Here is a 25072-nt window from a genome sequence, read left to right as displayed (position 1 = left end):
CCTAGTAGTGGCTCGGGTCCGGGACTCGCCCGCCCGCTCGACGAGAAACCGATCAGTTTCACCACCGTAAACTGATCGGTTTCCGCATGCAAGCCCGAGCCGCGAACCCGAGATGCAGACCCGAGCCGCGAACCCGAGATGCAGACCCGAGCCGCGAACCCGAGGTGCGAACCACCCCCGCCCCCTGAAGCCCACCCCTACGAGGCCGCGCGCCCCGCAGCCGACCCCTCGCCGCCCCGCCACCCCGTCACCAACGCCCGCAGCGCCCGCTCGTAGCACCCGGCGACCGCCAGCTCCGGCGGCTCGTTCCCGGACAGCACCAGGGAGACCAGGCCGTGGGCCATCCCCCAGACCGACAGCGCGATGACCTCGGGGTCGGACGCGGTGCCGAACTGCCCGGCCCGCTGTCCGCGGCGCACGGCGTCGACGAGGGGCCGGTACGTCTCGACGACCTCGCGGGGCCTGCCCGAGTCGGACGGGCACTGAACGCCGCGGTCGGCGAAGAGGATCGCGTAGAGGTGCGGGTTGGCCACGGCGTACTCGCGATAGGCCAGCCCGATACGGATCACGTCGTCGGCCGGGTCGCCCGTCGGACGGACGGCGGCCAGGCGCTCGGCGAAGAGCCGCACAGCCTCCTGATACAGGCTGCTGAGCAGACCGGCCTTGCTGCCGAACAGGGAGTAGACCGCGGTGGTCGAGGTCTTCACGTCCGCCGCGAGCTGTCGCAGGCTCAGCGCGGCCGCGCCGCGATCGAAAACCGTGGCGGCCGCGCGATGCAGGAGCCGGAGCCGCAGCGATTCGTCGTGTGTCTTGGGTCTGGCCATGGCGTCAGCGTATTACAACACCGTTACGAAAACACCGCGAAGACGTCAGTCGAATCGGCAGCTGGGCGAGGATCCCAGGCCCCACCCTGGGGAAACCGATCGGTGTCAGAGCAATGAAAACACTGTTACTGTTTCTCGTATGGACATCGAACGCACGCCTGACGAGCGCTTCGACGGCCTCCCCGACTGGCCGTACCGGCCCCGGTACGTCACGGTCGGCGAGGGCCTGCGCATGCACTACGTCGACGAAGGGCCGCCCGACGGACCGGTCGTGGTCCTCGCCCACGGCGAGCCGACCTGGGGCTACCTCTACCGCCGGATGATTCCCGGCCTGGTGGCAGCCGGCCGACGCGTCCTCGTTCCCGATCTGATCGGATTCGGCCGCTCGGACAAGCCGGTCGACCGGGACGCGTACACCTACGAGTCCCACGTGGCCTGGACCGGTGACTGGCTGAACCGGCTCGGCCTCGCGGACATCACCCTGTTCGGTCAGGACTGGGGCGGGTTCCTCTTCCTCGTCCACGTCGGGCTCACCCCCGACCGTTTCGCGGCCGTGGTCGCCGCCAACACCGGTCTGGCCGCCCCGGACGTCATGGGCTCGTTCACACCGGAGCAGTTCGCGCCCGCCGCCGGCGCCTTCCTGCGCTGGCTGGAGCAGTCGCAGTCACCGGACCTGACCGCCTCATGGGCCGTAGGCAGCCCGGACAGCGCTCTCAACCAGACCGGCCACGTCCTCAGCCATGAGGAGGCGGCCGCTTACGACGCTCCGTTCCCGTCCGATCGGCACTTCGCCGGAGCACGGCGGTTCCCGCACCTCGTACCGCTCGACGCCACCGACCCGCCCGCCTCGATGCTGAGCCGCGCCTGGGCGGGGCTGACTGCTTTCGACAAGCCGTTCCTCACCGCTTTCGCCGCACACGAGGACATCACGCGTGCCTTCGAGCAGGTCTTCCAGGAGCGCATCCCGGGCGCGAGGGGGCGGAGTCATCTGACGGTCCCCGACGCCGGTCACTTCCTCCAGGAGCAGCAGCCCGACCTGCTGGTCGAGGCCGTCCTCAGCCTCGGCTGACAGCCGATCTTCACGACAGCCCACCACCGGGTGGCGACCTGCGCGCACACCGCCTACCGGGGCCCCAGCGGCCACCCTCCGCCTCGTCCACCAGGCCGTGTGGCGGACCGCGGTCGGCGAACAGCAGCTGCCGCCACCAGTCGCCGCCGACACCAATCGCCGCCGACACCAGCCGGGCACCCCCTTCCGCCCGGCGCGCTTCAACGATCCAGGAGAAAAACATGTTTGAGAGGTTCGGGCGTCTGCTCCACCGCAGACGAAAGCCCCTGCTGATACTGACCGTGCTGTTCGCCGTCCTGTCCGGCACCTACGGTGCCGGAGTCTTCGGCTCCCTGACACCGCTCGGCTTCCAGGACCCCGGTTCCGGCAGCGAGCGCGCGGCCCGGATCGCCGAGAAGGCGTTCCCGCAGCGGACGCCCGACGCGGTGATCATCTACCGCGACAAGGACCGCACCGTCGACGACCCGTCCTTCCAGCAGGCGGTCGTCAAGCAGGTGGAGTCCCTGCCGAAGGCGGACGTCACCAGCTACATGCACTACTGGCAGACCAAGATGCCGGCGCAGGTCAGCCACGACCGGCACGCCACCTACGTCGCCCTGAACCTCCACGGCAGCAGCGAGAAGGCCAAGGAGGACGCGTACGAGGCGATCAAGGACAAGATCCCGGCCCCCGGCCTGGAGACCCTCCAGGGCGGAACCGTGCCCACCGGCCACCAGGCCAGTGAGAAGATCGAACACGACCTGAGGACCGCGGAGATCATCTCCGCCCCCGTGCTCTTCCTGCTCCTGCTGGTCGTGTTCGGCAGTCTGACCGCGGCCTTCCTTCCCCTGATCGTCGGAGTGCTCTCCATCCTCGGGTCGATGGCCGTCCTGCGGACCATCGCGAACCTCACCGACGTGTCCGTGTTCTCCATGAGCCTGGTCACGATCCTGGGTCTCGCGGTCGCCATCGACTACGGCCTGCTGATCGTGAGCCGCTACCGCGAGGAACTGGCGGCCGGCCATACCGGCGCAGAGGCGATCGGGCGCACCCTCGCCACCGCCGGGCGCACCGTGATGGTCTCCGGCACCACGGTCGCCGCGGCGCTGGCCGGCCTGACCCTCTTCCCCTCGACATTCCTGAAGTCGATGTCGTACGGCGGCGTGGCAGCGGTCCTGCTGGCGGTGCTCTTCTCCCTGGTCGCACTGCCCGCGCTGCTCGCCGTCATGGGACCGAAGGTCAACGCCTTCCCCCTGCGCCGCAAGAAGGCCGTGAAGCCGACGGCGGCGGGTGAGGGTTCCTGGTACCGGTTCGGGCACGGCCTGATGCGGCGTCGGTGGGTCGTCGTGGTGGGCGCCGTCGGCCTGCTGCTGACACTCGCCCTGCCGTTCTCCAAGATCGAGTTCGGCTCCATCAACGCGCAGCAGCTGCCGAGCAGTTCCGAGGGCCGCCAGGTCTTCGACGCCATGGAAAACGACTTCGACGGCGACGCGGTGAAGTCCATCGACTCGCTGCTCCTGCTGAAGTCCGACGGGACCTCGAAGGAACAGAGCGCGGCTGTCCAGTCGTACGCCGAGCGGCTCGGCGCCACCGAGGGCGCCACGAGCGCCCGGATCACCGGCATCGAGGGCACCACCGCCCGGGTGTCCGTCACCTACGACGGCAATCCCGTCTCGACCCACGCGCGCGACCTGGTGAACCGGATTAAGGAGGTACCGGCACCGCCGGGCGCCCAGGCCTACGTCGGCGGCGAGTCGGCGGTCTACGACGACACCCTGGACGCACTCGGCGAGACCCTGCCGTGGATGCTGCTCTACATCGCGGTGATGACGTACCTCCTGCTGTTCCTGGCGTTCGGCTCGGTGCTGTTGCCGCTGAAGGCCATCGCGATGAACATGCTGTCGCTGACCGCGACCTTCGGGTTCCTGGTCTGGATCTTCCAGGACGGCCATCTCAACGGCCTGCTCGGCTTCGATCCCACGGGCAACATCGAGCCCAACATGCCGATCATGCTGTTCGCGCTGATCTTCGGACTCTCCATGGACTACGAGGTGTTCCTCGTGTCCCGGATGCGGGAGCAGTACGACAAGCACGGCGACAGCACGGAAGCCGTGGCGACCGGGCTCAGGTCAATCGGCCGCCTGGTCGTGAGCGCCGCGGTACTGATGTGCGTGCCGCTCGCGGCGATCGGGATGAGCGATGTGCTGACCATCAAGCTCTTCGGCGTCGGCATGGTCTTCGCGGTCCTGGTGGACGTCCTGGTGGTGCGCATCCTGCTGGGAACGGCCGTCATGAGGCTGCTGGGCAGAGCGGCCTGGTGGGCCCCGGGCCCGCTGGCCCGCTTCTACGACCGCTTCGGCATCAAGGAGACCGACGCGCCGGCCGACGACACCGCCGACAAGCCGGTCCCCGTCGCCGTGGGCTGACTCCTGCGAGCGGGGTGCCGGTGACGCACGGGCACCCCGCCCGGGACTCACTCCGCCGGCTATTCCGGGGGACTCTGCGCCGGCCGCTCCCCCCGCCCGCACGCACGGCGATCATGGCGACGATGGTTCGCGTCCTCCTGGGCCAGCCGCCGCAGAAGCCTGACGACCGGCTCGAACAGCACAGTGAGGACCACTGCCCGCTCGGCGAGGGCGATGCGGTCCTCGATCCCTTCGAACTGAGCGAAGTCCAGGTCCGCGGTGGAAGTGGCGAGCCGTGCGTAGGGGATGAGGTCGTCGGCCGTGTAGTCGGTACCGAGGCCGCTCAGCGCCGCGAGACTCTCGGCGAGTGCCGGGCGGTGCGGTGAGGCGTCGGAGATCTGCCAGCCCACGTTCTCGATGAGAGCCTCGACCCTCGCGGCGGCTCCGCAGGACGCCGTCTCGTCGACGGCACCACCCGGCCCCTCGCCCGTCTTCTCGTACGTCTTCTCGTACGTCTTCTCGTGCGTCTTCTCGTTCGTCTCCGCGGAAGGAACGGGCAGGGCGTGGTGAACGACGCCCAGGGTCTCGAACGCGTCCAGGGGACGGTCGACGGCTTCGAGCACCTCACGGGTGCGGGCGACGGACAGCCCTCCGAGCTGGATGAGGGAACGGATCAGACGGAGCCGCTGGATGTGCTCCTCGCCGTACTCGACCGTGGTCGGGTTCAGCGCACGTCCCTCGGGGAGCAGGCCCTCCCGTCGGTAGTACTTGATGGTCGCCACCGGCACCCCGGACCGCTGGCTGAGTTCTGAAATCCTCATGCGCTCCCTCACGCTCAACTGTCCCTCCAGTATCGCGTTACCGGGGGTTGCACCGCCGAGCTCGATAGTGCCACTATCAGGCACTCGATAGTGCAGCTATCGAGTCGAGCTCAGCCCCCGGTGTGCCCCTCTTTCGCACCCGGCCTCTCACCTCGTACGCCCGACAACGGAGGACCAGGCATGTCCCAGCGAATCGGCAAAACCCACTGGAAGCGTTTCGCCGTGGGCGCGGTGCCGACGGTGGCCGCGACGGCGGCGGTCGCCGTCTCCATGGCTCAGGGCGCGCTGGCCGCTTCGTTCAGCATCTCCGGTTCCGACTTCAAGGTCTCGGCCGGCTCCCTGAGCGGCACCGGATTCGCCAACTACGCCACGGTGGACGTCGCCAAGAACGGCAAGCGCATACCCGTCTCTGTGTCGGCCCTCGAGAGCGCGAAGATCACCGACATGTGCCAGTCCGTGCCGGTGGACATCCCCGTGCTCGGGACTTACACGATGACGCTCAAGGCCGGCGGATCGGGTACGGCGGTCAAGGCCAAGGACCTGTACATCGACATGACCGACCTCCAGGCCAAGTCCGGCACGTTCAACAACGTCGACATCGGCGTCGCCACCGGCTCCATCACGAAGGGCCAGGGCAACCCCAAGGATCACGTCAATCCCGACGACTACGCCCAGCAGGCGGACTCGATCGAGATCATCGAGGCCCACCAGAGGGTCTGGGCCACCTCTGCCGGGACGTTCGAACTGGCGGGACTGCACATGAACATCGCGGCCGGCCGCCACGACTGCTTCTGACCCGGTCCCGCCCTCCCCCACCCGTTCACGATCTGGGAGCTTCCCCATGACGAGTGCCGGCGCACCCGCGCACCCCCACAGTGACAGCGGCTTCGCCAGTGCTCGCCGGGCCTTCCGGGCCTGGCGGCGCACCCGCCCCTTCTGGGCTGGCCTACTGGTGCTCCTCGCCGCCGCGCCGATCATCTACTTCCCGTACTTCAACCTCTCCCTGGGCGCCCTGTCCGTGGCGATGTCCACCACCGCGGGGGCTGGCTCCCTCGTCATCGGCCTGACGCTGATCCTCCTCGGCGGACTTCTCTGGTTCCAGCCGATCATCAGGTTCTTCGCCGGATGCGTCGCCATCTTCCTCGGTGTGCTGTCGCTTCCCATCTCGAACTTCGGCGGATTCTTCGTCGGCACCCTGTTCGCGGCCACGGGCGGACTCCTCGCTCTGGCGTGGGGCCCGGTGGATGCGGGCACACCCGGCGGCACGGTCGGCCCGGAGGGAGAGCCGGGCAATGACTGAACCGTCGTCCGACATCCGCGGCGAGGCCGCAGAAGCCCGCCCCACGCGGCCGCACAGGGGCCGACACGCCGTTACTCGTACGTCCGCGCTGACCCGCCTGAGCCTGCCGCTCGGGAAGGCTCTCGCACTGACCGCACTGCCGACCGCTCTCGTCCTCGGAAGCCAGCGTCCACCCGCCGTCGACACGAGTGCCACCACGGCCCATTCCGTTCCCGAAGAGGCGGCCGACGGCGGGGTCGACTGCGCCCGTTCCGACGACCCGTCGGCCCCCGCCGCGGCGCCGACGCCGTCCGCTGCTCCCAGCACGCCCAGTGCGCCCAGTGCGCCCACGAGCGACAAGTCCGTCAAACCGTCGGAGCACGCGGCTGACGAGGAAACGAGCCTCACCCCGGCTCCGACCGCATCGCCAAGCGCGCACTCCGCCACTCCGAGCGCGACCTCTGCCCCCACCGGCCTCGTGGGGCTCCTCGGCCCCCTCTTCGGCGGCGACACCGAGCAGCAGAGTCCGGCACCCGACGCGCCCCCCCTCGCCGACCTCGGCCGCTCCGACGCCAACGGCCACGGAACCCTCGAAACCGTCCAAACGCTCGGAACCCTCGGAACCCTCGGACCCCTCGGACCTGTCACCCGCCACTCCCCAGGCATCCCCCTCCCCCGACCAGCCGACCACCCACCCCTCGCCCCGACCACAGTCCGCGGAGTCACCCCGGGAAACCGACCGCACCTGCGACATCAGCGATCTCGCGGCCCCCGAGGACAAGAGCGCCGGCCGATTCCCCGACGAGCCCTGGAACATGAAGGGGAGCCGCCTCGAACTGCGCGACGTCGTCTTCGGCGGTGTGGTGACCGTGGACACGGCCGCCGGACCCAAGCGGGTGCTCAAGTTCTCCGCGGCCGGTATCACGATCCGCGACCTGAAGATGGCCGTACCCGTCGGCCCGCAGATCCAGCACATCGACGGAGCACCCGGCTCGACGTCCACGCTGCGCGGCGACCGCATCACCATGTACGTCGAGAGCCTGACGGGCACCCTCTCCGGCGCCGAAGGGATTCCCCTGCCTCCCGTCCTCCGCCTCCATCTCACCCCCGACACCGTTCCGGAGTGGCTCTACGACACGGTCGGGAAACTCGGCCTCAAGCTCCGGCTCAGCCTGGACGACGCCGACATCGACCAGGCCGGGCAGACGGGCGGAAAGCTCATCATCCCGGGGATCCACGGATACGGAACGACACCCTGAAACCGGCACCACGCGACTGCTTCCCTCAATGAGCTTGCTCTCGGAAACCGATCGGTTTACTGTAGTGGAAACCGATCGGTTTCCGAGCGATTTCCTAGGGAGTCAGTCATGACCGCTTTGAAGGACGCAAACGTCTTCGTCACCGGTGGCAGCCGCGGCATCGGCAAGGCGTTGGTGGAAGAGCTGTACGCGCGCGGTGCCGCCAAGGTCTACGCCACCGCCCGCGACCCGCGGAGCGTGACGCACCCCGACGCCGTCCCGGTGGCGCTGGAGGTCACCGACCCGGCCTCCGTGGCGGCCGCCGCCGCACAGGCGCAGGACGTCACCGTGCTGATCAACAACGCCGGTGCCGCGGTCGGCGCCTCCTTCCTCGACTCCCCCGTCGACGACATACGCCGGGAGTTCGAGACCAACTTCTACGGCCCGCTGCTTCTCACCCGCGCCTTCGTGCCGGTGATCGAGCGCAACGGCGGCGGCCACCTCCTCAACGTGCACTCCGTGCTCTCCTGGCTGGCCCTCGGCGGCTCCTACAGCGCTTCCAAGGCCGCCCTGTGGTCGCAGTCCAACTCCCTGCGCCTGGAGCTTCAGCCGCGCGGCATCTCCGTCACCGGACTGCACGTCGGCTACGTCGACACGGACCTGGCGGCAGGCGTCGACGCACCCAAGTCCGACCCGCGTGCCGTCGCCGCCCTCGCCCTCGACGGCGTCGAGACGGGCGCGTACGAGGTGCTCGCCGACGACATCACACGGCAGGTCAAGGCGGGTCTGGCCGGCGACCTGGCCGGACTGTACGAGCAGCTGGCCAAGTAGGACAGAGAAGACAGGACAGGGAGACGGCGAGATGCCCAGCCAGGAGTCACGTCCCACGATTCACATCCCGGGGACCACCACACACACCATCGTCCCGCGCGCGGGACGTGCCGGCCGCGAGGGAACCCTGCGCTACCTCAAGGCGGGCACCGGCGCTCCCCTGGTCCTGCTGCACACCGTGCGCACCCAGGCCGAGCACTTCCGCCTCCTCATCCCGCTGATCGCGGAGCAGTACACCGTGTACGCCCTCGACCTGCCGGGGATGGGCTACTCCGAGATCGTGCCCGGTGCCTCCTACGACGAGCCGGCCATGCGCACGGGCGTCGAGCGGCTCCTCACCGAACTCGACCTGCACGACGTGACGTTGGTCGGGGAGTCCATGGGCGCGGTGCTCGCCCTGACCACCGCGGCCGACCTCCCGGAGCGGGTACGGCGAGGTCGTCGCGGTCAACACCTACGACTTCCACGGCGGAATCGCGCGCTCCAGCCTCCTCGCCCGCGTCGTGGTCAGCGGTGTCCTCGCACCCGGGGTGGGCCCGGTGATCGCCGGGGTGGAGCCAAAGCCCGCGCTGACCAAGATCCTTCAGGGCGGCCTGGGTGACAAGAGCGCACTGCGCGCGGACTACGTCGACGAACTCCTCCAGGTGGGCCGGCGCCCCGGCTACCCCACCGTCGCCCGAGCCGTGTACCAGGCCCTGCCCAGCCTCATCGCGGCCCGCGCGCGCTACCCCGAGGTCAAGGCACCCGTCCACCTCGTCTACGGCGAGAAGGACTGGTCCCGCCCCTCGGACCGGCAGGCCAACAAGCAACTTCTGCCGGCCGCCGACTTCACACAGGTACCGAAGGCCGGCCACTTCATCGCACTGGAACGGCCCGACGTACTGGCCGACCTGTTGAACGCGGTGGCCTGACCACCGGAACCACTGACCCAAGGAACAGCGCATGGCAGAGATACAGATCGAGTTCGATGTTCCGGCTGAGATGCGCGACGGCACGGTGCTGCGCGCGGACGCTACCGGCCCGACGGCCCGGGGCCGTGGCCGGTCCTGCTGAGCCGGCTGCCGTACGGCAAGCAGACGCCCATGATGACCAGCATGCTCGATCCGACGGCGGCTGCCCGGCGCGGGTTCATGGTGGTCATCCAGGACACCCGCGGCCGGTTCGCCTCCGAGGGGGAGTGGGATCCGTTCACGTACGAGGAGAGCGACGGGTACGACACCGTCCGGTGGGCCGCCGCCCTTCCCGGCGCGAACGGCTCCGTCGGCATGATCGGCGGCAGCTACTTCGGCAACACGCAGTGGATGGCGGCGCTGTCCAAGCCGCCGGAGCTGAAGGCCATCGCACCGATGGTCACGTGGTCCGATCTGGACGACGGACTGTGGACGCGCGGCGGCGCGATCGAGCTCGGCCTCACCGTCCCTTGGTCCCTCCTCCAGGGCGCCGACACCCTGATGCGCCGTCACAGCGCGGACCTCGACGGGCTCGTGAGCGGAATCACCGGGCTCATCAGCGATTTCGACGGCCTGGCGGACGGCGGCTACGGCGAACTCCCCGCCGGACGATTCCCCGCGTTCGCCCGGCACGACCTGCCCGAACTCGGCTACGAACGCTCCCGCCGCGAACCCGAGTGGGCGCGCTCGCTCCGGGTCGCGGGCCGCCACGACGAGGTCGACCTGCCCACCTTCCAGGTCGGCGGCTGGTACGACGTCTTCAGCCAGGGCACGCTCGACAACTTCACCGCCATGCGCCGGGCCGGCCGGTCCGCCACGCTGATCATGGGCCCGTGGGCCCACACCAACCTGCGGCACGTGGTCGGGGACGTCAACTTCGGCTTCGGCGCGCACTCCGACTACACGGCCATGCGCGGGCGCCTGTCGGACCTGCAGCTCGACTGTTTCCAGCGCACGATCGGCGACGGCGAGGCGTTGGAGCCGGACGCAGGCAAGGTGCTGCTGTTCGTCATGGGCGTCAACCAGTGGCGCGAGGAGACGGAATGGCCCCTGTCACGGGCCGTCGACACGGACTTCCACCTGCGCGCCGACGGACGCCTCACCCCGGAGCCGCCGTCCACCGCCGAACAGGGCGGGGAGCCCGAGGAGTTCACCTACGACCCGATGGACCCGGTGCCCACCACCGGCGGCGCGCTCCTCGTGGGCAGCGGGCTCCTGATGGCCGACGAGTTCCGGCCCGGCCCGCTCGACCAGACGGTCGTGGAGGCGCGCGAGGATGTCCTCGTCTTCACCACCGAACCGCTCACCGAGGACGTCGAGGTGACCGGCCGCGTCAAGGCCGTGCTCTTCGCCGCCACGGACGGCCCCTCGACCGACTGGGTGGCACGGCTGTGCGACGTCGACGAGAACGGTGTCTCCCGCAACGTGACCGACGGCATCGTGCGGGTACGCGCGGCGACGCCGGGCGAGGCCGCCGAGCACGTCGTGGACCTGTGGTCGACCAGCATCGTCTTCCGGGCAGGTCACCGGATACGGCTCCAGGTCACCTCCAGCAACTTCCCGCGCTGGGACCGCAACCTCAACACCGGCGAGCCAGAGGAGAGCGCGACCACGGCCCGAGTGGCCCGCCAGCAGATCTTCCACGACCCCGACCGGCCCTCCCGCATCGTCCTGCCGGTGGTCCCGGCCTGACAGGAAGCGGCGGGAGAGCCGGCCGCTCCGTCGCGCCGGTTGGAAGGACGCGAGGTCATCTGGGATTCGGCGCGGGCCCGGGATGTTCCGGCGCCGCGCCCGGTGCGCCGAGGGTTTATCCGGTCGCGGCGCGTTTACAGCTTGCCCGTCCTGAAGTCCGCGCTGCTCTTGAGGATCGCAGAGTCCATGCTCCAGTTCTCCGGTTGCACCCTTTCCCAGAGACTTCCCTTGCCGAGTTCCCTGCCCAACTGGTCCTCTCGACGGAACCACTGCTCAGCGGTCCTGATCCTGTTGGGGTGAATCTCGTCGAGCAGAGCGTAGTCCCTGGTGATGATCCCGTGCTTCCACACATTCCAGAAGCCCGTGAAATTGTCACGGAAGCTCATGGTGCTTTTGTCGTTGGGGTCGGCGTTGTATCCGGCAGGGTGATCGGCAAGCCCCACCAGGTCCGGACTGTTCCAATATGCGTCCAGATCGGTGTCGACGTACTGTGCCGGGTGCCCGGTAACCTTCTCGAATGCTGCAGCCATGTCAGCGTAGGTCATGTGCTCGATGGCGACTTCGAGGTCCATGCCATTGGCCCGTTCCGGATGGTCGAAGAGCCAGCGGACATAGAATCCGCAGTCATCGAGAGCCACATGCGGAACGGCTCCCTCGCCGAGCGGCACTCGCCACGTGACGACACCGTCCTCGATGCTGGGCGTCATGGGGGTGAGTGGCGAGATGACCATCTCGATGTAGGGACCTGACGTGAAGACCGCCGCTCCCATCCGATCCCTGTTCCTTTCGTTCTGGAACAGAACCCATTCGGCCATGCGACCCTTGCCGTCGTAGTGGCCGGTGCGGAACCTGGAGTCGTAGCCCGACTTCTTGAGGGCGTAGTCGAGGTTTCCGTAGACGAAGAACTTGATTCCTTCCTCGATCGCAATCTCATAAGTGCGGATGGCCCAGTAGGTCTCGGTCTTCTCGCCGGTGTTGAACCCGTCGATGTTGACGAACGCCCCGTCACAGCCGCGAAATCCTTCGCGCAGCACGTCCTCGTCGGCGAATGACCCTTCAAGGATGGAGACGTTGCCAAGCGCGAGGAGCTCCTGAGCCCGGGGGGAGGTGGCATCCCGCGTGAGGACCTTGACGGAGTACTTCTTGTCGGCGACAAGAGCGCGGACGATGGGAATCCCTTGGGCTCCTGTGCCGCCGATGACGAAGATGGTGGAGGTGGCATGAGAAGACATGGTTCTTGACTCCAGAGTTCGAGTGAGCACACATTCGACCGCGCGGGCTCGCCATTCGGAAACCGATCGGTTTCCAATAAGGTACACCGATCGGTTTCCGGGCGACAAGTGCTCAGGCATCCGGATCAGCCGGCGACGAGGACAGTGGACGCATCGGCGGCCTGCCGGCCTGCAGGACGGCTTCTCCAAGCGGCGGCGCCAGGAGCCTGACGGGCTCGGCCGCCTGCGCCCCGCAGAACTTGCCCCAGCCAAGATGTGCACACGGCTCCGAGTACACCGACTCCGCGAACCCCTCACGACGGCAGCTGTGCCGGGATCCCACTCACCGGTGCGGGCTGGAAGCACGGATGCGGGGCGAGGGCACGCGCAGGACTCCGTTGGCCGGTCACCTGTTTCCGTCGCGCAGGACAGCGTCGACGACGCGATCGACGAAGAGGGTGAGCTCGCTCTGGTCGTGCCGTCCGAAGGTCGAAGTCCACAGCGCGAACCGGCCGAAGAGCGCGGACCAGAGCAGTAAAGCGGCTGATTCCGCGCCGTCCGGCCAGCGCAGTCCCTCGACCTCGCAGGCGTGCACGGCGTCCACCCACTGCTGCCAGAGAACACGAGCGGGATGCGCCTGGCCGGGCTCACCGAAGCTCGATGCATCATGGCCGAACATCAGGCGGATGACTCCGCGCTCGGCGGCGGCAAATGCGCAGAAGGCGTTCGCCTGGGCACGCAGGCGTTCGCTGGCATCGGCTCCGTGATCCGCCGCCCGGGTGTCGGCCTCGCGCATCGCTGCGACCACCCGCTGGTATCCGTCCTCCGCGACCGCGTGGGCGAGTTGGTCCTTGTCCGCGAAGTGCAGATACATGCTCTGGGCCGCGATGCCGACTTCCCGCGCGACCTCCCGAAGGGACACCGGGAGGGCGTTGTCGGTCAGTTTCTCGTCGAGAAGACGTGCGACGGCGGCCAGGATCTCCGCGCGGAGCCGATCGCCCTGGCCGCGGGGGTTACGTCTGCGGGCGGTGTCGGTGCTGGTTGCGGCGTCCTGGTTCATGCCCCTCATTCTGCGGGAGCCGACGCCTTGCGGGGATACACGATCGTGGCCGTGGCCCCGCAAGGCGCCGCGGTTACGCCTCCTCGAGCGCGCGGGCGGCGGAGGTCATGGCCTGGCCGGCGGCGGGAAGCCCGATGTACGGAGCGGTCTGGAGCACAGCCTCAAGGATCTCCTCGGAGGTCAGACCGTTGGCGAGAGCGCCGAGGACGTGATTGCGCACCTCCCACTGATGGCCCAGGGCCATGAGCACACCCAGCGTGACCAGACTACGACTGCGCCGGTCCAGGCCCGGACGGGACCAGACCTCGCCGAAGCACTGCTCCAGTGCGAGCCGGGCCATGTCCGCTCCAGGGCCCGTGCCCTCGGCGGGGGCGACCATGTTCTTCCGCAGGAAGGTCTCGCCGAACATCTCCCGTACGACCTGCTCGCCGGCAGCGCGGCGCTCACCGGGTCCACTGCTGGTCATCGCTCTCCTTTCCCTGGGCATCACGCATGCGAGGCAGCATCCCCAGCACCGTGGCCGTGGTGGTGCCCGCGTCGACGGGGAGCACCGTGCCCGTGATCCAGCGCGATTCCATGCCCGCGAGGAAGAGAACGGCCCAGGCCAGATCCCAGGCTGTGCCCTCCAGACCGAGAAGGTTGGCCGCGCTGCGCATCCACCGTCCCTCCGCGCCGCCGTGGTCACCGATGGGGGTGTGCAGGTGGCCCGGGACGAGGCAGTTGACGCGGATATGGTCCGGTCCCCAGCTGTAGGCGAGGTCGGTGGTCAGCGACTGCAGTGCGCCCTTGCTGGGTCCGTACGCACCACTGCCGAAACCACGCAGCGCCGCGATGGAGGAGATGTTGACCACGGATCCGCCACCACCTCGCACAAGGTGGGGGTGAGCGGCGCGGGCCACCTGCATGGCGGCCGTGACATTCAGGGCGAAGACCCGGTCCCAGCCCGCGCGGCTGGTACCCATGACGTCGCCTTCCCCGCTGATGCCGGCGTTGTTGACCACGGCGTCCAGGCGCCCGGCGCGGGCGGCGAACTCGTCGACCGCCGCACCCGCCGCCACCTCGTCGGTGATGTCCGCGGTGAGCGCGATCGCCCGCCCGCCGCCGGCCTCGACGCGTTCGCATGTGCGTTCGGCGCGCTCCGCACTGATGTCGAGGATGCCCACGGTGGCTCCCTGCGCCGCAAGCAGCAGCGCGGTGGCCGCCCCGGTGCCCAGGAAGTCACCCGTGCTGCCGGCGCCGGTCACCAGCGCCGCCTTTCCCGTCATACGGGTGCCCCGCCCGTCGACGCGTCCGCCGACGTCGAACGTCCGCTCGTCCGGCACGCCGCTCACCACTCGACGGGCAGCGACGTCAGGCCGTACACGATGCTGTTCTTCTTGAACGGCAGTTCGTCCTCGGGCACGGCGAGACGCAGGTCGGGGATGCGCTCGAAGAGGCGCGGCCAGGCGACCTGCATCTCGATCCGCGCCAGGTTCTGCCCGAGGCACTGGTGGGAGCCGAAGCCGAAGGCCACGTGGTGGCGAGCGCTGCGGCCGATGTCGAGCTGGTCCGCCGGGCACTCGCCCTCCCCCGCGCCGAAGGCACGCCCGTCCCGGTTGCCGGCGATCAGCGAGACGATGACCCCCTCGCCCTTGCGTACGAGCTGCCCGCCGATCTCCACGTCCTCGGTCGCCACCCGCCGCGGATCGGTCGAGACGATGCTCCAGTAACGCAGCATCTCCTCAGCTGTGCTGGGAGCGAGCTCGGGGTGTTCCCGCAGGCAGTCGCGCTGGTCCGGGTTGAGCAGGAGCGCCACGGTGCCCAGGCCGAGCATGTTCGCGGTGGTTTCGTGCCCCGCGCCGACCAGGAGCCCGACCAGTGCGGGAATCATCTCCGGCGCGAAACCGTCCGGCCCCTCGTGATCGGACAGCAGGCGGCTGATCATGTCGTCCGCGGGCTCCCGGCGCTTGCGCTCCACGAGAGCCTTGTAGTAGTCGAACGCCTCGCTCTGCATCCGCTCGGGCTGGTTGGAGTGCACCAGGGGGAAGTCGGGGTTGCGTACGTCGGCGCTGAAGGACGGGCTGGACAGCACGGCGCGGATGTCCGCGTGCCGGGTCGCCAGCCAGTGCCGGGTGCCGTTCCAGATGGTGACCTTGTGCAGTCCGCCGGCCTCCCGGAACTCGGCGTACTGCGGCGGCTCGCTGAAGGGACAGCTGCGTGGAGCCGGAAAGAACGGTGCCTCGTCGGCCGCGGGGAGCTCTGCTGCGTTCGTCGTCATGTCGTCTTCCTCGGTCAAAGATCTGATGCCGCGATGGCGGGAACCGCGGACGCGGGGGTGGTGGGCCAGGGCGCGCGGTCCAGTACGGCCTGGCGCCAGGTGCGCAAGGACCGCGCCATGCCGTTGCCCAGCACGCCGTCGACCCGGTGCGGGCGTCCCGCGACGTCACGGTGGCCGTAGACCCCGTCGAACCCAGGAGCATGTGGAGGTTGTCTGAACGAAGTGCCGTAGAACTGCGCACACTTCGCCCCTCGGCGTCCGGCTCCGGTCTCCGGTCTCCGGCGTCCGGGCGAGCCAAACCGATCGACGACAACCTCAGGCGCTCTACACGGACCCCTGCCCCCGGCGAATCACACGGGCATGTGTGAGCGCGACACGGCGAAGGTGTCGGCGTGCGTGCGGGCCCATTCGGCGAAGGGGCACGCGGTGCCCCACGCCTCGTGGAGTTCGTCGGCCGAGGGCGCGCCGTAGCCGATCCGATGGGCCACTCCTGGCTGTGCGCGACACCAGGGCGCATTCCGGCCTCGACGGCGCGGGCGACGGACAGGGGTTGATACGTGATGTGACTGCCGGTGGCATCGCTGAGGGAGGTGACGATCTCCTCAAGGGGCAGCTCGTCCGCGGTGAGTTCGACGATCTGCCGGTCGAAGCGCCGCGATTCGCGCAGGGCGGCCATCGGACGGCCAGGGAGACATGGCGCGCGCCTTGGGCGGCAGAAAGCTATCCATCAGACTCACCGGTCGCAGTACCACCCAGCGCTCCAGCGTGGAGGTACGCAGTCGGGCCTCGATCCCCAGGCGGGGCGCGACGTCCTCGTCGACGTGGTGGCCCGTGCCGAAGTCGCCCGCGACCAGGTGGTGTTCGAGGCTGGCGATGGCGGACTGGACAAACATGCCCACGTCGGCCCGTTCGGCGCTTTCGATCAGGCGCACGGTGTTGTCGGTCTTGCCCGACTCACTGCCGGGAGCCCCGACGGGCACGGCGAGGGATGACGGACAGCGTGGTGACACCGCTCGCTGCGAAGGCGGTGAGGCGGTCGGCGATGCGGTCCATGGGTCCATCGGTCCATCGGTCCATCGGTCCGAGCAGGCTCGTCTCGTCGATCAGCCCGAACGGCACTTCTGCGGCAGCGGCTCGGATCGCTCCGGACAGGTAGTGGTCCTGCACGACCCGCGCTTCCTTCTCGTAACCGAGCGCTCGTGCCTGGGCGTTGTATAAGTTCTCCTCCCGGCTTCTTCTCCCGGCTTCCCATACCCCCGACGTACAGCGCCGCGTAGTCACGCGACCGCCTCGTGTGCGAGGACGTAGTCCGGGGTGATGCGGGTCTGGCCCGAGTTCACCAGCTTCGCCCACACGATCCGGCGGGCGGTCGCTCGCTGTGGGGCAGCCGATTGTCGAAGACTTTCTTCCCGGCCGGGGTGACGGCGGTGGCGTGGTGTTCGCCCTTGCTGACGTCTCCAGGTCGGCGAACAGGCCGCCAACGTCGGCCGGATGGCCTGGCTCGCCGTACCGACGCCCGCGACGCGTTCATCATCGCCGAGGCAGCCCGCGCGATGCCTCACACGCTCCGCTCCATCGAACCCGCAAATGCCGCACGAGTTAGCCTCGGACACCCACCGCGGTGAGCGGTTCGACCCGCCGCTGAGCCAGGACGAACTCGCCTTCTACGAAGCGATCGCCGGCCACGGCAGGGCGGCCCGCGACCTCATCGGTGATGCAGCGCTTGCCGACATCGCCCGCGTGCTGGTGACGACTGTGCGTCGGCAACTGGCACCGGACTGGGTCTCCCACGAACCGGTCCGCGCCAGACTGCGCAGCACCATGCCGACCGCGCCTACATCGGGGCCGGCTCCTGGGGTGACCACGCCGATCAGGCGACTAGCGCACCAGGACCTCAGCCCAACCCAGCGGACGATCAACCAGGCTCTGTCACCGGCACGAGCACCAGTTGAACGAAGCGTCGCGAGAGTGAAGTCCTGGCACGTCTTCCACAAAGCCCGCGGATCTGTTGTTTCACGACCAGACGAGTCGCCCTTCGGCGACCTCACAGACCGGATATCTGCCATCGGCGATCTTCGTCAGCATCTCTGCCACGGAGTCGAAATAGTGAGCCAGCGATTCGTACTCGCCCGTGATCGTGGGCTCACCCACAAACCACCTGCCGACGCGCCCGTCCCGCGCGTCGATGAACTTTCCCGTCCAGCCGTCCTGGTCCGACAGGAACGGGATCCACTCATTACGCCAGAACGGATTGTCCGGCTGGTCCGGCGGGTCGAATCCACCGGGCATGAAGTGGTTCGCGTAGAGCTTCTCCATCGCCCGGATGCCAAGAAAGAAGCTTCCCTCATCCGGGAACCCGGCGAAGCCGCAACATGCCACATCGGCGTCCACGTCTTCCTCAGGAAGATCAAGATTGTTCTGCAGCAGCCACGCCCGCAGATCCTGAGGGAGGGGGATACCCATCCGTTCCTCGGCGGCCGCGAGCATCTGTTCCGTAGCGGGCCCCGGCAGATCCGCGTGATGGGCCGGGGCGTGCTGCCGAAGGAGATTCATCACGCGGGACCAGCTCTCCGCCACACTCATTCTCCTCTTCCCCCCCTCCACACGGATGCCCCCATACGACTGCGCCCTGCGGGAATTGCGGAGCGCCGACCGGAGAACCTCGCCGGGATGGTACTCCGAGCAGGCTTCCTGCCCCCACCCAAGACCACCTTCCGGCCCGAAGCGCAGGACCGGCCGTTCAGCGAGGTGGCATTCCGCCAACTCCTCACCAACGAGGCCGCTGTGGCCGACGGGCCGGCAGAGGAACCTCCATGGCACCAGCAAGGACGACATCCGCCATGGCGTTTTGCACGAGGAACTACACCGGTCGCCTGGCGACGCCGTCGAGTACACCGACCCAACCGCCCTGTTCCTGCGCCTTCTTGCCGAGTGGCGAGCCTGAAAACGCTCAGTGACCGGTAATACCTGTAGGGCGTGGAAGATACGACTTCGGGTCCGATAGCCGTCCTGCGAGAAGCCTTGCCGACAGAGGTCCGTCACTCTCCTTTGGGCTGGGAAGATCTTCGGGCGTGGGAGCGAAGGCACGGGATGGTGTTGCCCGAGCCGTATCGCACTTTCCTCGCCGAGGTCGCGAACGGTACCGACGACGCTCCGACTGATGAGGGCGGTCTGCTGCCCGTGGGCGAGAAGCCGTACAGCTGGGCGGTCTGGGAAGCGGACTGCTGGATGAGCCCGGAGCCGTTATCGCCGCCCGCCTGCCCATGCCGGGAGAGCGTGCGCGGGTCACACCGTCGCTGGATGCACGTGCGGCTCCGCCGGGGTGGTCGGCTGGCTGCGCCATCGTGGACCGGCGCCCAGAGCCGCGGTGGCCAGGGCGTGGATGGTGACCAGGCACAGGGCCGTCCGGTAGGCGGTCAGCTGGAGCGGGACCAGCCACAGGTGGCGCGGGCTCTCGCCGTCCTGGTGCAGGGCGTGGGCGGCGAGGGCGAGTTGAGCGAGGCAGAAGGCGCCCCAGGCGACGGCCGGGGCCGAGGTCGTCCCGGTGGTGAGCCCGTAGAGAGCGACAACGTCCATGAGCGGGGCGGCCAGCGGCAGTACGAGTTGGAACAGCACCAGGTAGGGAAGGGTGCGGCGGCCCAGGAGACCGGCGACGCCGGTCTCCTGGACAGCGCGGCGGTGTTTCCAGATGGACTGCAGTGTGCCGTAGGCCCAGCGGTGGCGTTGGTGCCACAACTCCCGGACGGTGGAGGGCACGTGGGTGAGGGCGTGGGCGTCGCTGCGGTAGACGACGCGCCAGTCGGCCCGGCACAGGGCCATGGCGATGTCGGTGTCCTCGGCCAGGGTGTCGGCGCTGATGCCGCCGCAGGAAACCAGGGCCGAGCGCCGGAAGGCCCCGATGGCGCCGGGAACGGTCGGGCTGGCCCCGATCAGGTCGAACAGGCGGCGTTCCAGGCCGAAGCTCATGACATATTCGAGGTGCTGCCACAGCGCGAGCAGGCCCTTGCGGTCGGCGACCTTCGTGTTGCCGGCCACCGCTCCGACCGAGGGGTCGGCGAAGGCGTCCGCGAGGTGTGCTGCCGCGTCCGGCGCGATGACGGTGTCCGCGTCGACCATGAGGATGATGTCGTGGGCGGCGTGCGCGATGCCGGCGTTCAGCGCGGCGGGTTTGCCCTGGTTGGGCTGGGTCACCACGCGCACCCGTGCGTCGGCCACGCTGCGGGCGGCTTCCACTGTGCTGTCGGTGGAGCCGTCGTCGACGACGACGATGTCGATGTCGGGGCAACCGCCGTCCAGCAGGGCGCGCACGCAGGAGGCGATGGTCGCCTCCTCGTTGTGGGCGGGGACAACGGCGGAGACGCGCGGTCGCGAGGCTGGGGACGGCAGGGGCCGTTTGGCGGTGCGCCGGCGGTGCACGGTCGCGGCCGCGGCGAGCAGGAGCAGGCGCGCGGCGGTGAGCAGGGCAACTCCGGCCAGCAGCCAGTCGACGACCGGGGGAACGGCGAGCGCGGTCTGGACGAGGGCGATCAGCGCGGTGCCGTACCAACGGTCGAAGGCAGTCGCCGGGGAGGTCTGGGGCGGCAGGTCGACGGCCTGGGACACGGTGGCGAAGCGGTAGCCGCGGGCCTTGTACGTGTCGATGATCCCGCCCAGGGCCGCGACGGTACGGGAGCGGTCGCCGCCGCCGTCGTGCAGGAGGACGACGGCCCCCTCATCGCGTTCCGGCAGCGCGCCGCGCACGATCTCCTCGGCGTGGTGGGCCTGCCAGTCGAGCCCGTCGTGCGTGGACAGGACGGTCAGGTAGCCGAGTTCTCCGGTGCGCAGCGCGGCCTGCCAGTCGCGGTTGCCGACGGCGTCGGGCATCGAGGAGTAGGGCGGGCGCAGGAGGGTGGTGCTGGTACCGGTGGCGCCGGCCAGGGCGGCGCGGCTGGCGGCGAGTTCCAGGCGCGTGCGCCAGGCCGGGGTGTTCGCGAGGTCGGTGTGGGTGAAGGTGTGCAGGCCCACCTCGTGCCCGGCCGCGGTCAGCGCACGGACCAGTTCGGGGTGTTCGGCGACGTGTGCGCCCGTGACGAAGAACGTCGCGGGGACCTGCTTGGCGGCCAGGACCCGGAGAATCTGCCGTGTCCACGTGGGATCCGGGCCGTCGTCGAAGGTCAACGCGACCGTTCCCGGCGGGATGTCGAGGCTGACGGGGGTGGCGGTGCGTGCGTCGAGAACGGGTCCGCCCCGGGCGGCGGATTTCGGCACGAGATGGTCCGGTCCCCGGTCGTGTGCGACGCCTCTGTCGCCGTCGCCGCGCAGGACCGCGGTCGCGAGGAACAGAACCGCCAGGAATGCGGCGAGGACACTGGCCAGGAGCCACCAGTGCCCGCGCGGCGCGGCCTTCCTCATCGTGCCGTGTCCGCGGTGACGGTGCCTGCCTGTGCCGGCGCGTGGGGATCGACGTACAGTACGCCCGCTGCCACAGCGAGGACGAGCAGGCATCCGGCACACACCAGGGATCCCGCGACGGTCAGAGCCCGCCGACGGCGGCCCCGGGGATCGCAGCAGACGGGAGGAACGGCTGTGCGGTGCGAGGGGTCGAAGATCACGTGGGGAGAACGAGTCTCATCCTCGCAGGTCACAGGCCATTCAGCGATGGAGACTCAGGGGGACGTACCTCGCGCCGATGATCGGGCGCGGCTTCGGGGTGCTGAGGCATGAACGTCGATCTCTCCGCCCCCTGCCGTATGGAGCGCGTCTGGCCGTGCCGTCACACCCGGATGTACCATCCGCGCGCCACGAGCAGCCGTGCGAGCGGTACGTAGAACAGCAGCAGCCACAGCAACGCCCACACCATGCTCGCCGGCGGTCCGGGCATCCATGAGGCGAGCCCGACTTCGGCTCCCACGCTCCACAGCGACTCCTCCCTGCCGTGGTACCGGACCGGAATGTAGTTCAGGGTGGTGATGACCAGCTCGGACAGGATGTAGAAGAACAGCGGATTGCGGCCCAGAGCCACCAGTGTGTCGCCCACGGGCACGAGCCCCCTGCGGACAGCGGCGCTCATCCCGGCACGGCCGGGCACGAGTCCCCTGCGGACAGCGGCGCTCATCCCGGCACGGCCGGATCGGGCCGTACCGCCGGGCTTCGGCCACAGCCCGCCGTCGAACGCCAGGAGGACAAGGCCGAAGCCGACCGTCATGATCCCGACGGTCACGAGGGCATACGACGGAGTCCACAAGGGTTTGCCGATCGGGATGACCAGGCCGAGCGCGAGGCCGCCCCCGGCACCCGCCGCGCCGATGGCGATCAGCGAGGACGCGCGCCTGCGCACGCCACGGGTCGCGCCGTAGCGAGCCATGTTCCGGACGATGTCCATGCCGACGGCAAGGCCGGCCCAGCAGTTGACCACCGCCACCAGCGTCGACATGAGCCCTTCCGGGTCGAATCTCCGCCCTTCGAAGTTGTGCTCGACACCCCACATGTTCGTGTCGACATACGCCTCCAGCGAGCAATCAGGCACCAGTCCGCGGACACCGGTGCACTCGGGCCACGGGTTGCGGAAGGTGTACGTCGACACGATCCAGACGCCGGCGCACAGCAGCGGGAACCCACCCAACAGGAACGCCTTGACCAGGGCACGGCCACCTCGCGCACGCACGCCGGTGCGCGGCGCGCCCTCACCGTCCGAGGCAGCCCGGTCGCCGACCGGCAGCAGCGACCAGGCGCACGTCACATACAGCAGCGACACCACCAGGTACACGACACCCAGCCGCTGCAACACACCGGCGAACCGCAGGTGCTCCAGATTTTCGGGCAGGAACGGGTACACGCCCAGGAACATGCCGATCATGTACAGCAGAACGGCTCGGCGCACGATGCGCAGCAGATGAGTGCGGCGATCCGGTCCGGCCGCGTCCCGCGCGGCCGGTAGCCGGAGGAAGGCCGACATCGACACCGGAATCGCCATGCCCATGATGAACAGGAAGCCGGGGAAGACGAGATCGGCGACCGTCAGCCCGAAGCCGTCCGCGTGCAGCATGACCGATGCCGCGATGGAGGCCACTTGGCTGCCGACGAGGATGCGCAGAACCACGAGGCAGCCGCGAAACGCGTCCAGCCCATCGAGTCGCCGGCGGACAGGCGGGGCCTGCGTCCCCTCCGGGACCGGCCGCTCCGCCGGGGTATCAGCGACTGCGTGGATCCGCGAAGCAGCACGACTGATGACGGGCCCGCTCATCCATCCCATACGGCGCCCAACGACCGGGCGGCGTTCCGGACACCAGCGCCAAGCACCGGGCACCGGGGCCGTCACCCGGACGCGCGGCATGCCTCACCGCTGCCCCGGTCCGCTGCCGGAGAGGGCGAAGGCGAGCAGCGCGGTCGACGTGAAGTCGAGGGCGGGTTCGACGGTCTGCCAGGCGCCGACACGGTCGACGTAGCGGGCGCCGTGGCCGTCGAAGTCGCTCCACGGCCGACCGGGGTCGGCCTCACAGGGCCGCATGCCCCGCATGAACCCGTCCTCCTTGAACTTGTCAGCCCCGTTGGGGCCGTTGACGACGGCACCGCGCAGGATCTCACCGGTGCCGTCCAGGCTGCCGGCCAGATTGGCCACCGGGTGCTCCGGGCAGTGCGGGAAGACCTCGCCGACACCGATCACGAAGCTGCTGCCCCAAGGGTTCGCGCCCAAGGCCCAACCACGCTGACGGACGGCGAAGACGTCGTACTGGTGCTCACCGGTCAGCCGGGCGTAAAGCAGGGCCGTGGTGACCAGCCCGAAGGTGCGCGGGACGGCGTCGAAGTCCGTGTAGACGGCGCCTGCCCCGAACGGGTCGTCCCGGGCGCGGTCGGTGGCGTCGGCCAGCTGGCGGCGGAGATCGGCCTTCAGCCCGTCCGCCAGCCGGCCGCCGTGGTCAGGTGAGTCCAGGAGCTCCGCGTGGGCGAGCGCGCTGACATCCCCGACACCCAGGGAGTCCTTCGCATCGGAGGCCAGGTAGGCGCGCGCCCAGGCCCCGGCCTGGCGCTGCCACTCGGCGGCTCGCGCCGCATCACCCAGTGCCCGCGCCGCACGCGCGAGTTCAGCAGCACCGAGTTCCAAGTCGTCCTGCCACGACTCCTCGGAGTAGAACGCCGCCGGGTAGGCGGTGACAAGCTGCCCCGTGGGCGTCGTGTCAGCGCGGGCGTAGACCGCGGCGGCCTTGTCGAGCCAGCGACGGGCGGACGCGGGGTCGGAGTCCGCCTGGGCTGCGAGCGCGAAGGCCGCCACGACCCGCCCCGCCAGATTCGGACTGATCGGCGCGCCAGGCTCATTGGCGCGGAAGACCGGACGGTGCCTGATCAGATAGTCGGTGTCGCCGGGTGCGGTGCGCAGTGCGTCGTCGGCCTCCGGCAGCCGCCACAGATCGTGGTCGTTGCCGATGTCGTCGTTGCCCGCGCCGAGGCCGACCTGCCCGTACAGCGTGCCCGACGTTCCGTCCCACATCCGGTCCAGCCAGCGCACTCCGTACTCCGCCTCCGCCGACAGCCCCGATGCGGCGGGCATCTCCCGCTCGGCCAGGAACAGTTGGACCACCGCGTAGGAAGCCGTGTGCGTGAACTTCAGGAAGTCCCCGGCATCGAACCACCCACCCGAGGCGTCCACGGGGCCGCCGGCCGGGATCAGCCGGCGGTCCTGCAGCCGGCTGCCGTCGGCGCTGAAGCGGGGCGTGACGTACACGGTCGCCCGGCGGTCGCTCAGATGGGAGGGCTTTCGGCGCAGGACCTCCGCGACAACCTCCGCACCGTCGCGCTGGGCCTGGAAGAACCGGACGTTCTGCTCGACGAGGGAAGCCATCAACTCCCGGGCCGGGGCCACCCGGAAGCGGGGCGAGGTGCCGGCCGCGGTTCCGGTGAGGGTCAGACGGTAGGTGCCGGGCGCCGTGAGTGCGGACAGGTCCACCGTGTGCACGGAAGTGAAGCGCCGGTTCCAACTACCCGTGCGGGGACCGACCCGACCCGTCAGAACGGAGTGGCCCTGACCGTCGATCACCGCAAAGCCCGCGTCGGCGAGAGCGTCGTCAGGTCCCGTCACCACGGCGATCTTGGCCGCGCCCGCGGCATAGCCGACCTGGTCCACGCGGACAACCGCCTCGCTCGCCCCGGGCCCTTCAGTGAGACCCGTCGGATCCCAGCCCACAACGGCGGCCACGGCAAGCACGGCGGCAGCCGAGAGGGCCACCAGACGAACACGACTACTGAGCACGCGCCCCACTCTGGCAGCTGCCATGCGAGAAAACGCCGAACGTCACCCGTTCGCTTACTTCGGATCCCAGCGACGAGGTAGGCGGACGGCGGCGTCATCAGTCGGCCGGGCGGCATGTGACTGCGTCAGTCGGTGAGTTCCGGGCCCATGCCGCTGACGTAGCCGCCGGTTCCGAGGTGGGTGGGTCTGCACGGGGGCGTGGGTGTCGCGCAGCCGCTTGAGTCCGCGGTCGA

The 25072-nt window shown here is 69.4% G+C and carries 20 protein-coding genes and 3 pseudogenes; 9 read left to right on the top strand and 14 right to left on the bottom strand.

Translation table 11 applies throughout. The annotated features are described in order from the left end of the window. Positions 1-197: 197 nt before the first annotated feature. Positions 198-824: a TetR/AcrR family transcriptional regulator gene (locus tag AQJ67_RS16445; RefSeq protein ID WP_062719514.1), complete on the bottom strand. Its 627-nt coding sequence runs from the start codon at positions 822-824 to the stop codon at positions 198-200. A gap of 139 nt (positions 825-963) precedes the next feature. Here AQJ67_RS16445 and AQJ67_RS16440 point away from each other — a divergent pair, with 139 nt between their 5' ends. Together AQJ67_RS16440 and AQJ67_RS16435 are read left to right on the top strand one after the other, a co-directional pair. Next, complete coding sequence (locus AQJ67_RS16440) at positions 964-1893, top strand: haloalkane dehalogenase (protein WP_062719513.1); 930 nt, start codon at positions 964-966, stop codon at positions 1891-1893. A gap of 221 nt (positions 1894-2114) precedes the next feature. Further along, positions 2115-4298, top strand: coding sequence for an MMPL family transporter (locus AQJ67_RS16435; protein ID WP_062719512.1), 2184 nt, complete (start codon positions 2115-2117; stop codon positions 4296-4298). A 59-nt stretch (positions 4299-4357) separates the two neighbouring features. Here AQJ67_RS16435 and AQJ67_RS16430 read toward each other — a convergent pair whose 3' ends face one another. Next, positions 4358-5098, bottom strand: a complete 741-nt coding sequence (locus tag AQJ67_RS16430; RefSeq protein ID WP_063807331.1) for a MerR family transcriptional regulator — start codon at positions 5096-5098, stop codon at positions 4358-4360. Between the two features lie 180 nt (positions 5099-5278). Between AQJ67_RS16430 and AQJ67_RS16425 the strand changes: the two genes are divergently transcribed. The 6 genes and pseudogenes from AQJ67_RS16425 (at position 5279) to AQJ67_RS16400 (ending at position 11088) form a co-directional block, all read left to right on the top strand. Beyond that, entirely contained in the window at positions 5279-5893 is a 615-nt protein-coding gene (locus AQJ67_RS16425) for a DUF6230 family protein (RefSeq protein ID WP_062719510.1), read from the top strand. Between the two features lie 46 nt (positions 5894-5939). Continuing rightward, entirely contained in the window at positions 5940-6398 is a 459-nt protein-coding gene (locus AQJ67_RS16420) for a DUF6114 domain-containing protein (RefSeq protein ID WP_062719509.1), read from the top strand. A gap of 794 nt (positions 6399-7192) precedes the next feature. Then, entirely contained in the window at positions 7193-7636 is a 444-nt protein-coding gene (locus AQJ67_RS16415; protein ID WP_062719508.1) for a hypothetical protein, read from the top strand. A gap of 108 nt (positions 7637-7744) precedes the next feature. Further along, positions 7745-8446 (top strand): SDR family oxidoreductase, encoded by a 702-nt coding sequence (locus AQJ67_RS16410; protein WP_062719507.1) that lies wholly within the window; start codon positions 7745-7747, stop codon positions 8444-8446. Between the two features lie 31 nt (positions 8447-8477). Continuing rightward, a pseudogene (locus AQJ67_RS50425) lies at positions 8478-9357 on the top strand (alpha/beta fold hydrolase). A 135-nt stretch (positions 9358-9492) separates the two neighbouring features. After that, positions 9493-11088 (top strand): CocE/NonD family hydrolase, encoded by a 1596-nt coding sequence (locus AQJ67_RS16400; RefSeq protein ID WP_341846158.1) that lies wholly within the window; start codon positions 9493-9495, stop codon positions 11086-11088. A gap of 134 nt (positions 11089-11222) precedes the next feature. Here the strand turns inward: AQJ67_RS16400 and AQJ67_RS16395 are convergent, their stop codons facing one another. The 8 genes and pseudogenes from AQJ67_RS16395 to AQJ67_RS49305 all read right to left on the bottom strand — a co-directional run. Beyond that, positions 11223-12320, bottom strand: a complete 1098-nt coding sequence (locus tag AQJ67_RS16395; protein WP_062719506.1) for an NmrA family NAD(P)-binding protein — start codon at positions 12318-12320, stop codon at positions 11223-11225. 385 nt (positions 12321-12705) lie between these two features. Then, positions 12706-13359: a TetR/AcrR family transcriptional regulator gene (locus AQJ67_RS16390; protein ID WP_063807330.1), complete on the bottom strand. Its 654-nt coding sequence runs from the start codon at positions 13357-13359 to the stop codon at positions 12706-12708. 73 nt (positions 13360-13432) lie between these two features. Continuing rightward, positions 13433-13825 (bottom strand): carboxymuconolactone decarboxylase family protein, encoded by a 393-nt coding sequence (locus AQJ67_RS16385; RefSeq protein ID WP_062719504.1) that lies wholly within the window; start codon positions 13823-13825, stop codon positions 13433-13435. Further along, the gene (locus AQJ67_RS16380; RefSeq protein WP_244190470.1) at positions 13803-14690 is read right to left on the bottom strand and encodes an SDR family NAD(P)-dependent oxidoreductase; all 888 of its coding nucleotides are present in this window, start codon (positions 14688-14690) and stop codon (positions 13803-13805) included. Before AQJ67_RS16380 ends, AQJ67_RS16385 begins: the two co-directional genes overlap by 23 nt. Beyond that, positions 14687-15616, bottom strand: a complete 930-nt coding sequence (locus AQJ67_RS16375; protein WP_062719503.1) for a cytochrome P450 — start codon at positions 15614-15616, stop codon at positions 14687-14689. Before AQJ67_RS16375 ends, AQJ67_RS16380 begins: the two co-directional genes overlap by 4 nt. A 350-nt stretch (positions 15617-15966) precedes the next feature. Next, complete coding sequence (locus tag AQJ67_RS47655; RefSeq protein WP_159058772.1) at positions 15967-16104, bottom strand: hypothetical protein; 138 nt, start codon at positions 16102-16104, stop codon at positions 15967-15969. Between the two features lie 114 nt (positions 16105-16218). Continuing rightward, positions 16219-16548 carry a hypothetical protein gene (locus AQJ67_RS16370; RefSeq protein WP_159058771.1) on the bottom strand — a complete coding sequence of 110 codons (330 nt, stop codon included), beginning with the start codon at positions 16546-16548 and terminating at the stop codon, positions 16219-16221. Positions 16549-16600: 52 nt separating this feature from the next. Continuing rightward, positions 16601-16898: pseudogene (locus AQJ67_RS49305) on the bottom strand (hypothetical protein); the annotation flags it as partial. A gap of 305 nt (positions 16899-17203) precedes the next feature. On the opposite strand from AQJ67_RS49305, the pseudogene AQJ67_RS49290 reads away from it, so the two are divergent. Beyond that, positions 17204-17377: pseudogene (locus AQJ67_RS49290) on the top strand (type I restriction enzyme endonuclease domain-containing protein); the annotation flags it as partial. Positions 17378-17629: 252 nt separating this feature from the next. Here AQJ67_RS49290 and AQJ67_RS16360 read toward each other — a convergent pair. The 4 genes from AQJ67_RS16360 to AQJ67_RS16345 form a co-directional block, all read right to left on the bottom strand. After that, positions 17630-18199, bottom strand: coding sequence for an SMI1/KNR4 family protein (locus tag AQJ67_RS16360; protein WP_062720049.1), 570 nt, complete (start codon positions 18197-18199; stop codon positions 17630-17632). A 702-nt stretch (positions 18200-18901) separates the two neighbouring features. Next, positions 18902-21007: a bifunctional polysaccharide deacetylase/glycosyltransferase family 2 protein gene (locus AQJ67_RS16355; protein ID WP_062719500.1), complete on the bottom strand. Its 2106-nt coding sequence runs from the start codon at positions 21005-21007 to the stop codon at positions 18902-18904. Between the two features lie 361 nt (positions 21008-21368). Then, a complete protein-coding gene (locus AQJ67_RS16350; RefSeq protein WP_279616889.1) occupies positions 21369-22838 on the bottom strand; it encodes a DUF5009 domain-containing protein in 1470 nt (489 codons plus the stop codon). A gap of 93 nt (positions 22839-22931) precedes the next feature. Further along, complete coding sequence (locus tag AQJ67_RS16345) at positions 22932-24839, bottom strand: glycoside hydrolase family 9 protein (RefSeq protein ID WP_244190469.1); 1908 nt, start codon at positions 24837-24839, stop codon at positions 22932-22934. Positions 24840-25072: the final 233 nt, after the last annotated feature.

Source organism: Streptomyces caeruleatus (assembly GCF_001514235.1).
Lineage (GTDB): Bacteria > Actinomycetota > Actinomycetes > Streptomycetales > Streptomycetaceae > Streptomyces > Streptomyces caeruleatus.
This window is presented reverse-complemented; position numbering and strand designations above follow the sequence as displayed.

What these genes read in the sequence shown, in the direction of transcription:
- AQJ67_RS16430 (WP_063807331.1), bottom strand. Translation starts at nt 5,098, where the DNA reads ATGAGGATTTCAGAACTCAGCCAGCGGTCCGGGGTGCCGGTGGCGACC.
- AQJ67_RS16395 (WP_062719506.1), bottom strand. Translation starts at nt 12,320, where the DNA reads ATGTCTTCTCATGCCACCTCCACCATCTTCGTCATCGGCGGCACAGGA.
- AQJ67_RS16440 (WP_062719513.1), top strand. Translation starts at nt 964, where the DNA reads ATGGACATCGAACGCACGCCTGACGAGCGCTTCGACGGCCTCCCCGAC.
- AQJ67_RS16445 (WP_062719514.1), bottom strand. Translation starts at nt 824, where the DNA reads ATGGCCAGACCCAAGACACACGACGAATCGCTGCGGCTCCGGCTCCTG.
- AQJ67_RS16390 (WP_063807330.1), bottom strand. Translation starts at nt 13,359, where the DNA reads ATGAACCAGGACGCCGCAACCAGCACCGACACCGCCCGCAGACGTAAC.
- AQJ67_RS16420 (WP_062719509.1), top strand. Translation starts at nt 5,940, where the DNA reads ATGACGAGTGCCGGCGCACCCGCGCACCCCCACAGTGACAGCGGCTTC.
- AQJ67_RS16385 (WP_062719504.1), bottom strand. Translation starts at nt 13,825, where the DNA reads ATGACCAGCAGTGGACCCGGTGAGCGCCGCGCTGCCGGCGAGCAGGTC.
- AQJ67_RS16355 (WP_062719500.1), bottom strand. Translation starts at nt 21,007, where the DNA reads ATGAGGAAGGCCGCGCCGCGCGGGCACTGGTGGCTCCTGGCCAGTGTC.
- AQJ67_RS16375 (WP_062719503.1), bottom strand. Translation starts at nt 15,616, where the DNA reads ATGACGACGAACGCAGCAGAGCTCCCCGCGGCCGACGAGGCACCGTTC.
- AQJ67_RS16425 (WP_062719510.1), top strand. Translation starts at nt 5,279, where the DNA reads ATGTCCCAGCGAATCGGCAAAACCCACTGGAAGCGTTTCGCCGTGGGC.
- AQJ67_RS16415 (WP_062719508.1), top strand. Translation starts at nt 7,193, where the DNA reads ATGAAGGGGAGCCGCCTCGAACTGCGCGACGTCGTCTTCGGCGGTGTG.
- AQJ67_RS16410 (WP_062719507.1), top strand. Translation starts at nt 7,745, where the DNA reads ATGACCGCTTTGAAGGACGCAAACGTCTTCGTCACCGGTGGCAGCCGC.
- AQJ67_RS16435 (WP_062719512.1), top strand. Translation starts at nt 2,115, where the DNA reads ATGTTTGAGAGGTTCGGGCGTCTGCTCCACCGCAGACGAAAGCCCCTG.
- AQJ67_RS16360 (WP_062720049.1), bottom strand. Translation starts at nt 18,199, where the DNA reads ATGAGTGTGGCGGAGAGCTGGTCCCGCGTGATGAATCTCCTTCGGCAG.
- AQJ67_RS16350 (WP_279616889.1), bottom strand. Translation starts at nt 22,838, where the DNA reads ATGAGCGGGCCCGTCATCAGTCGTGCTGCTTCGCGGATCCACGCAGTC.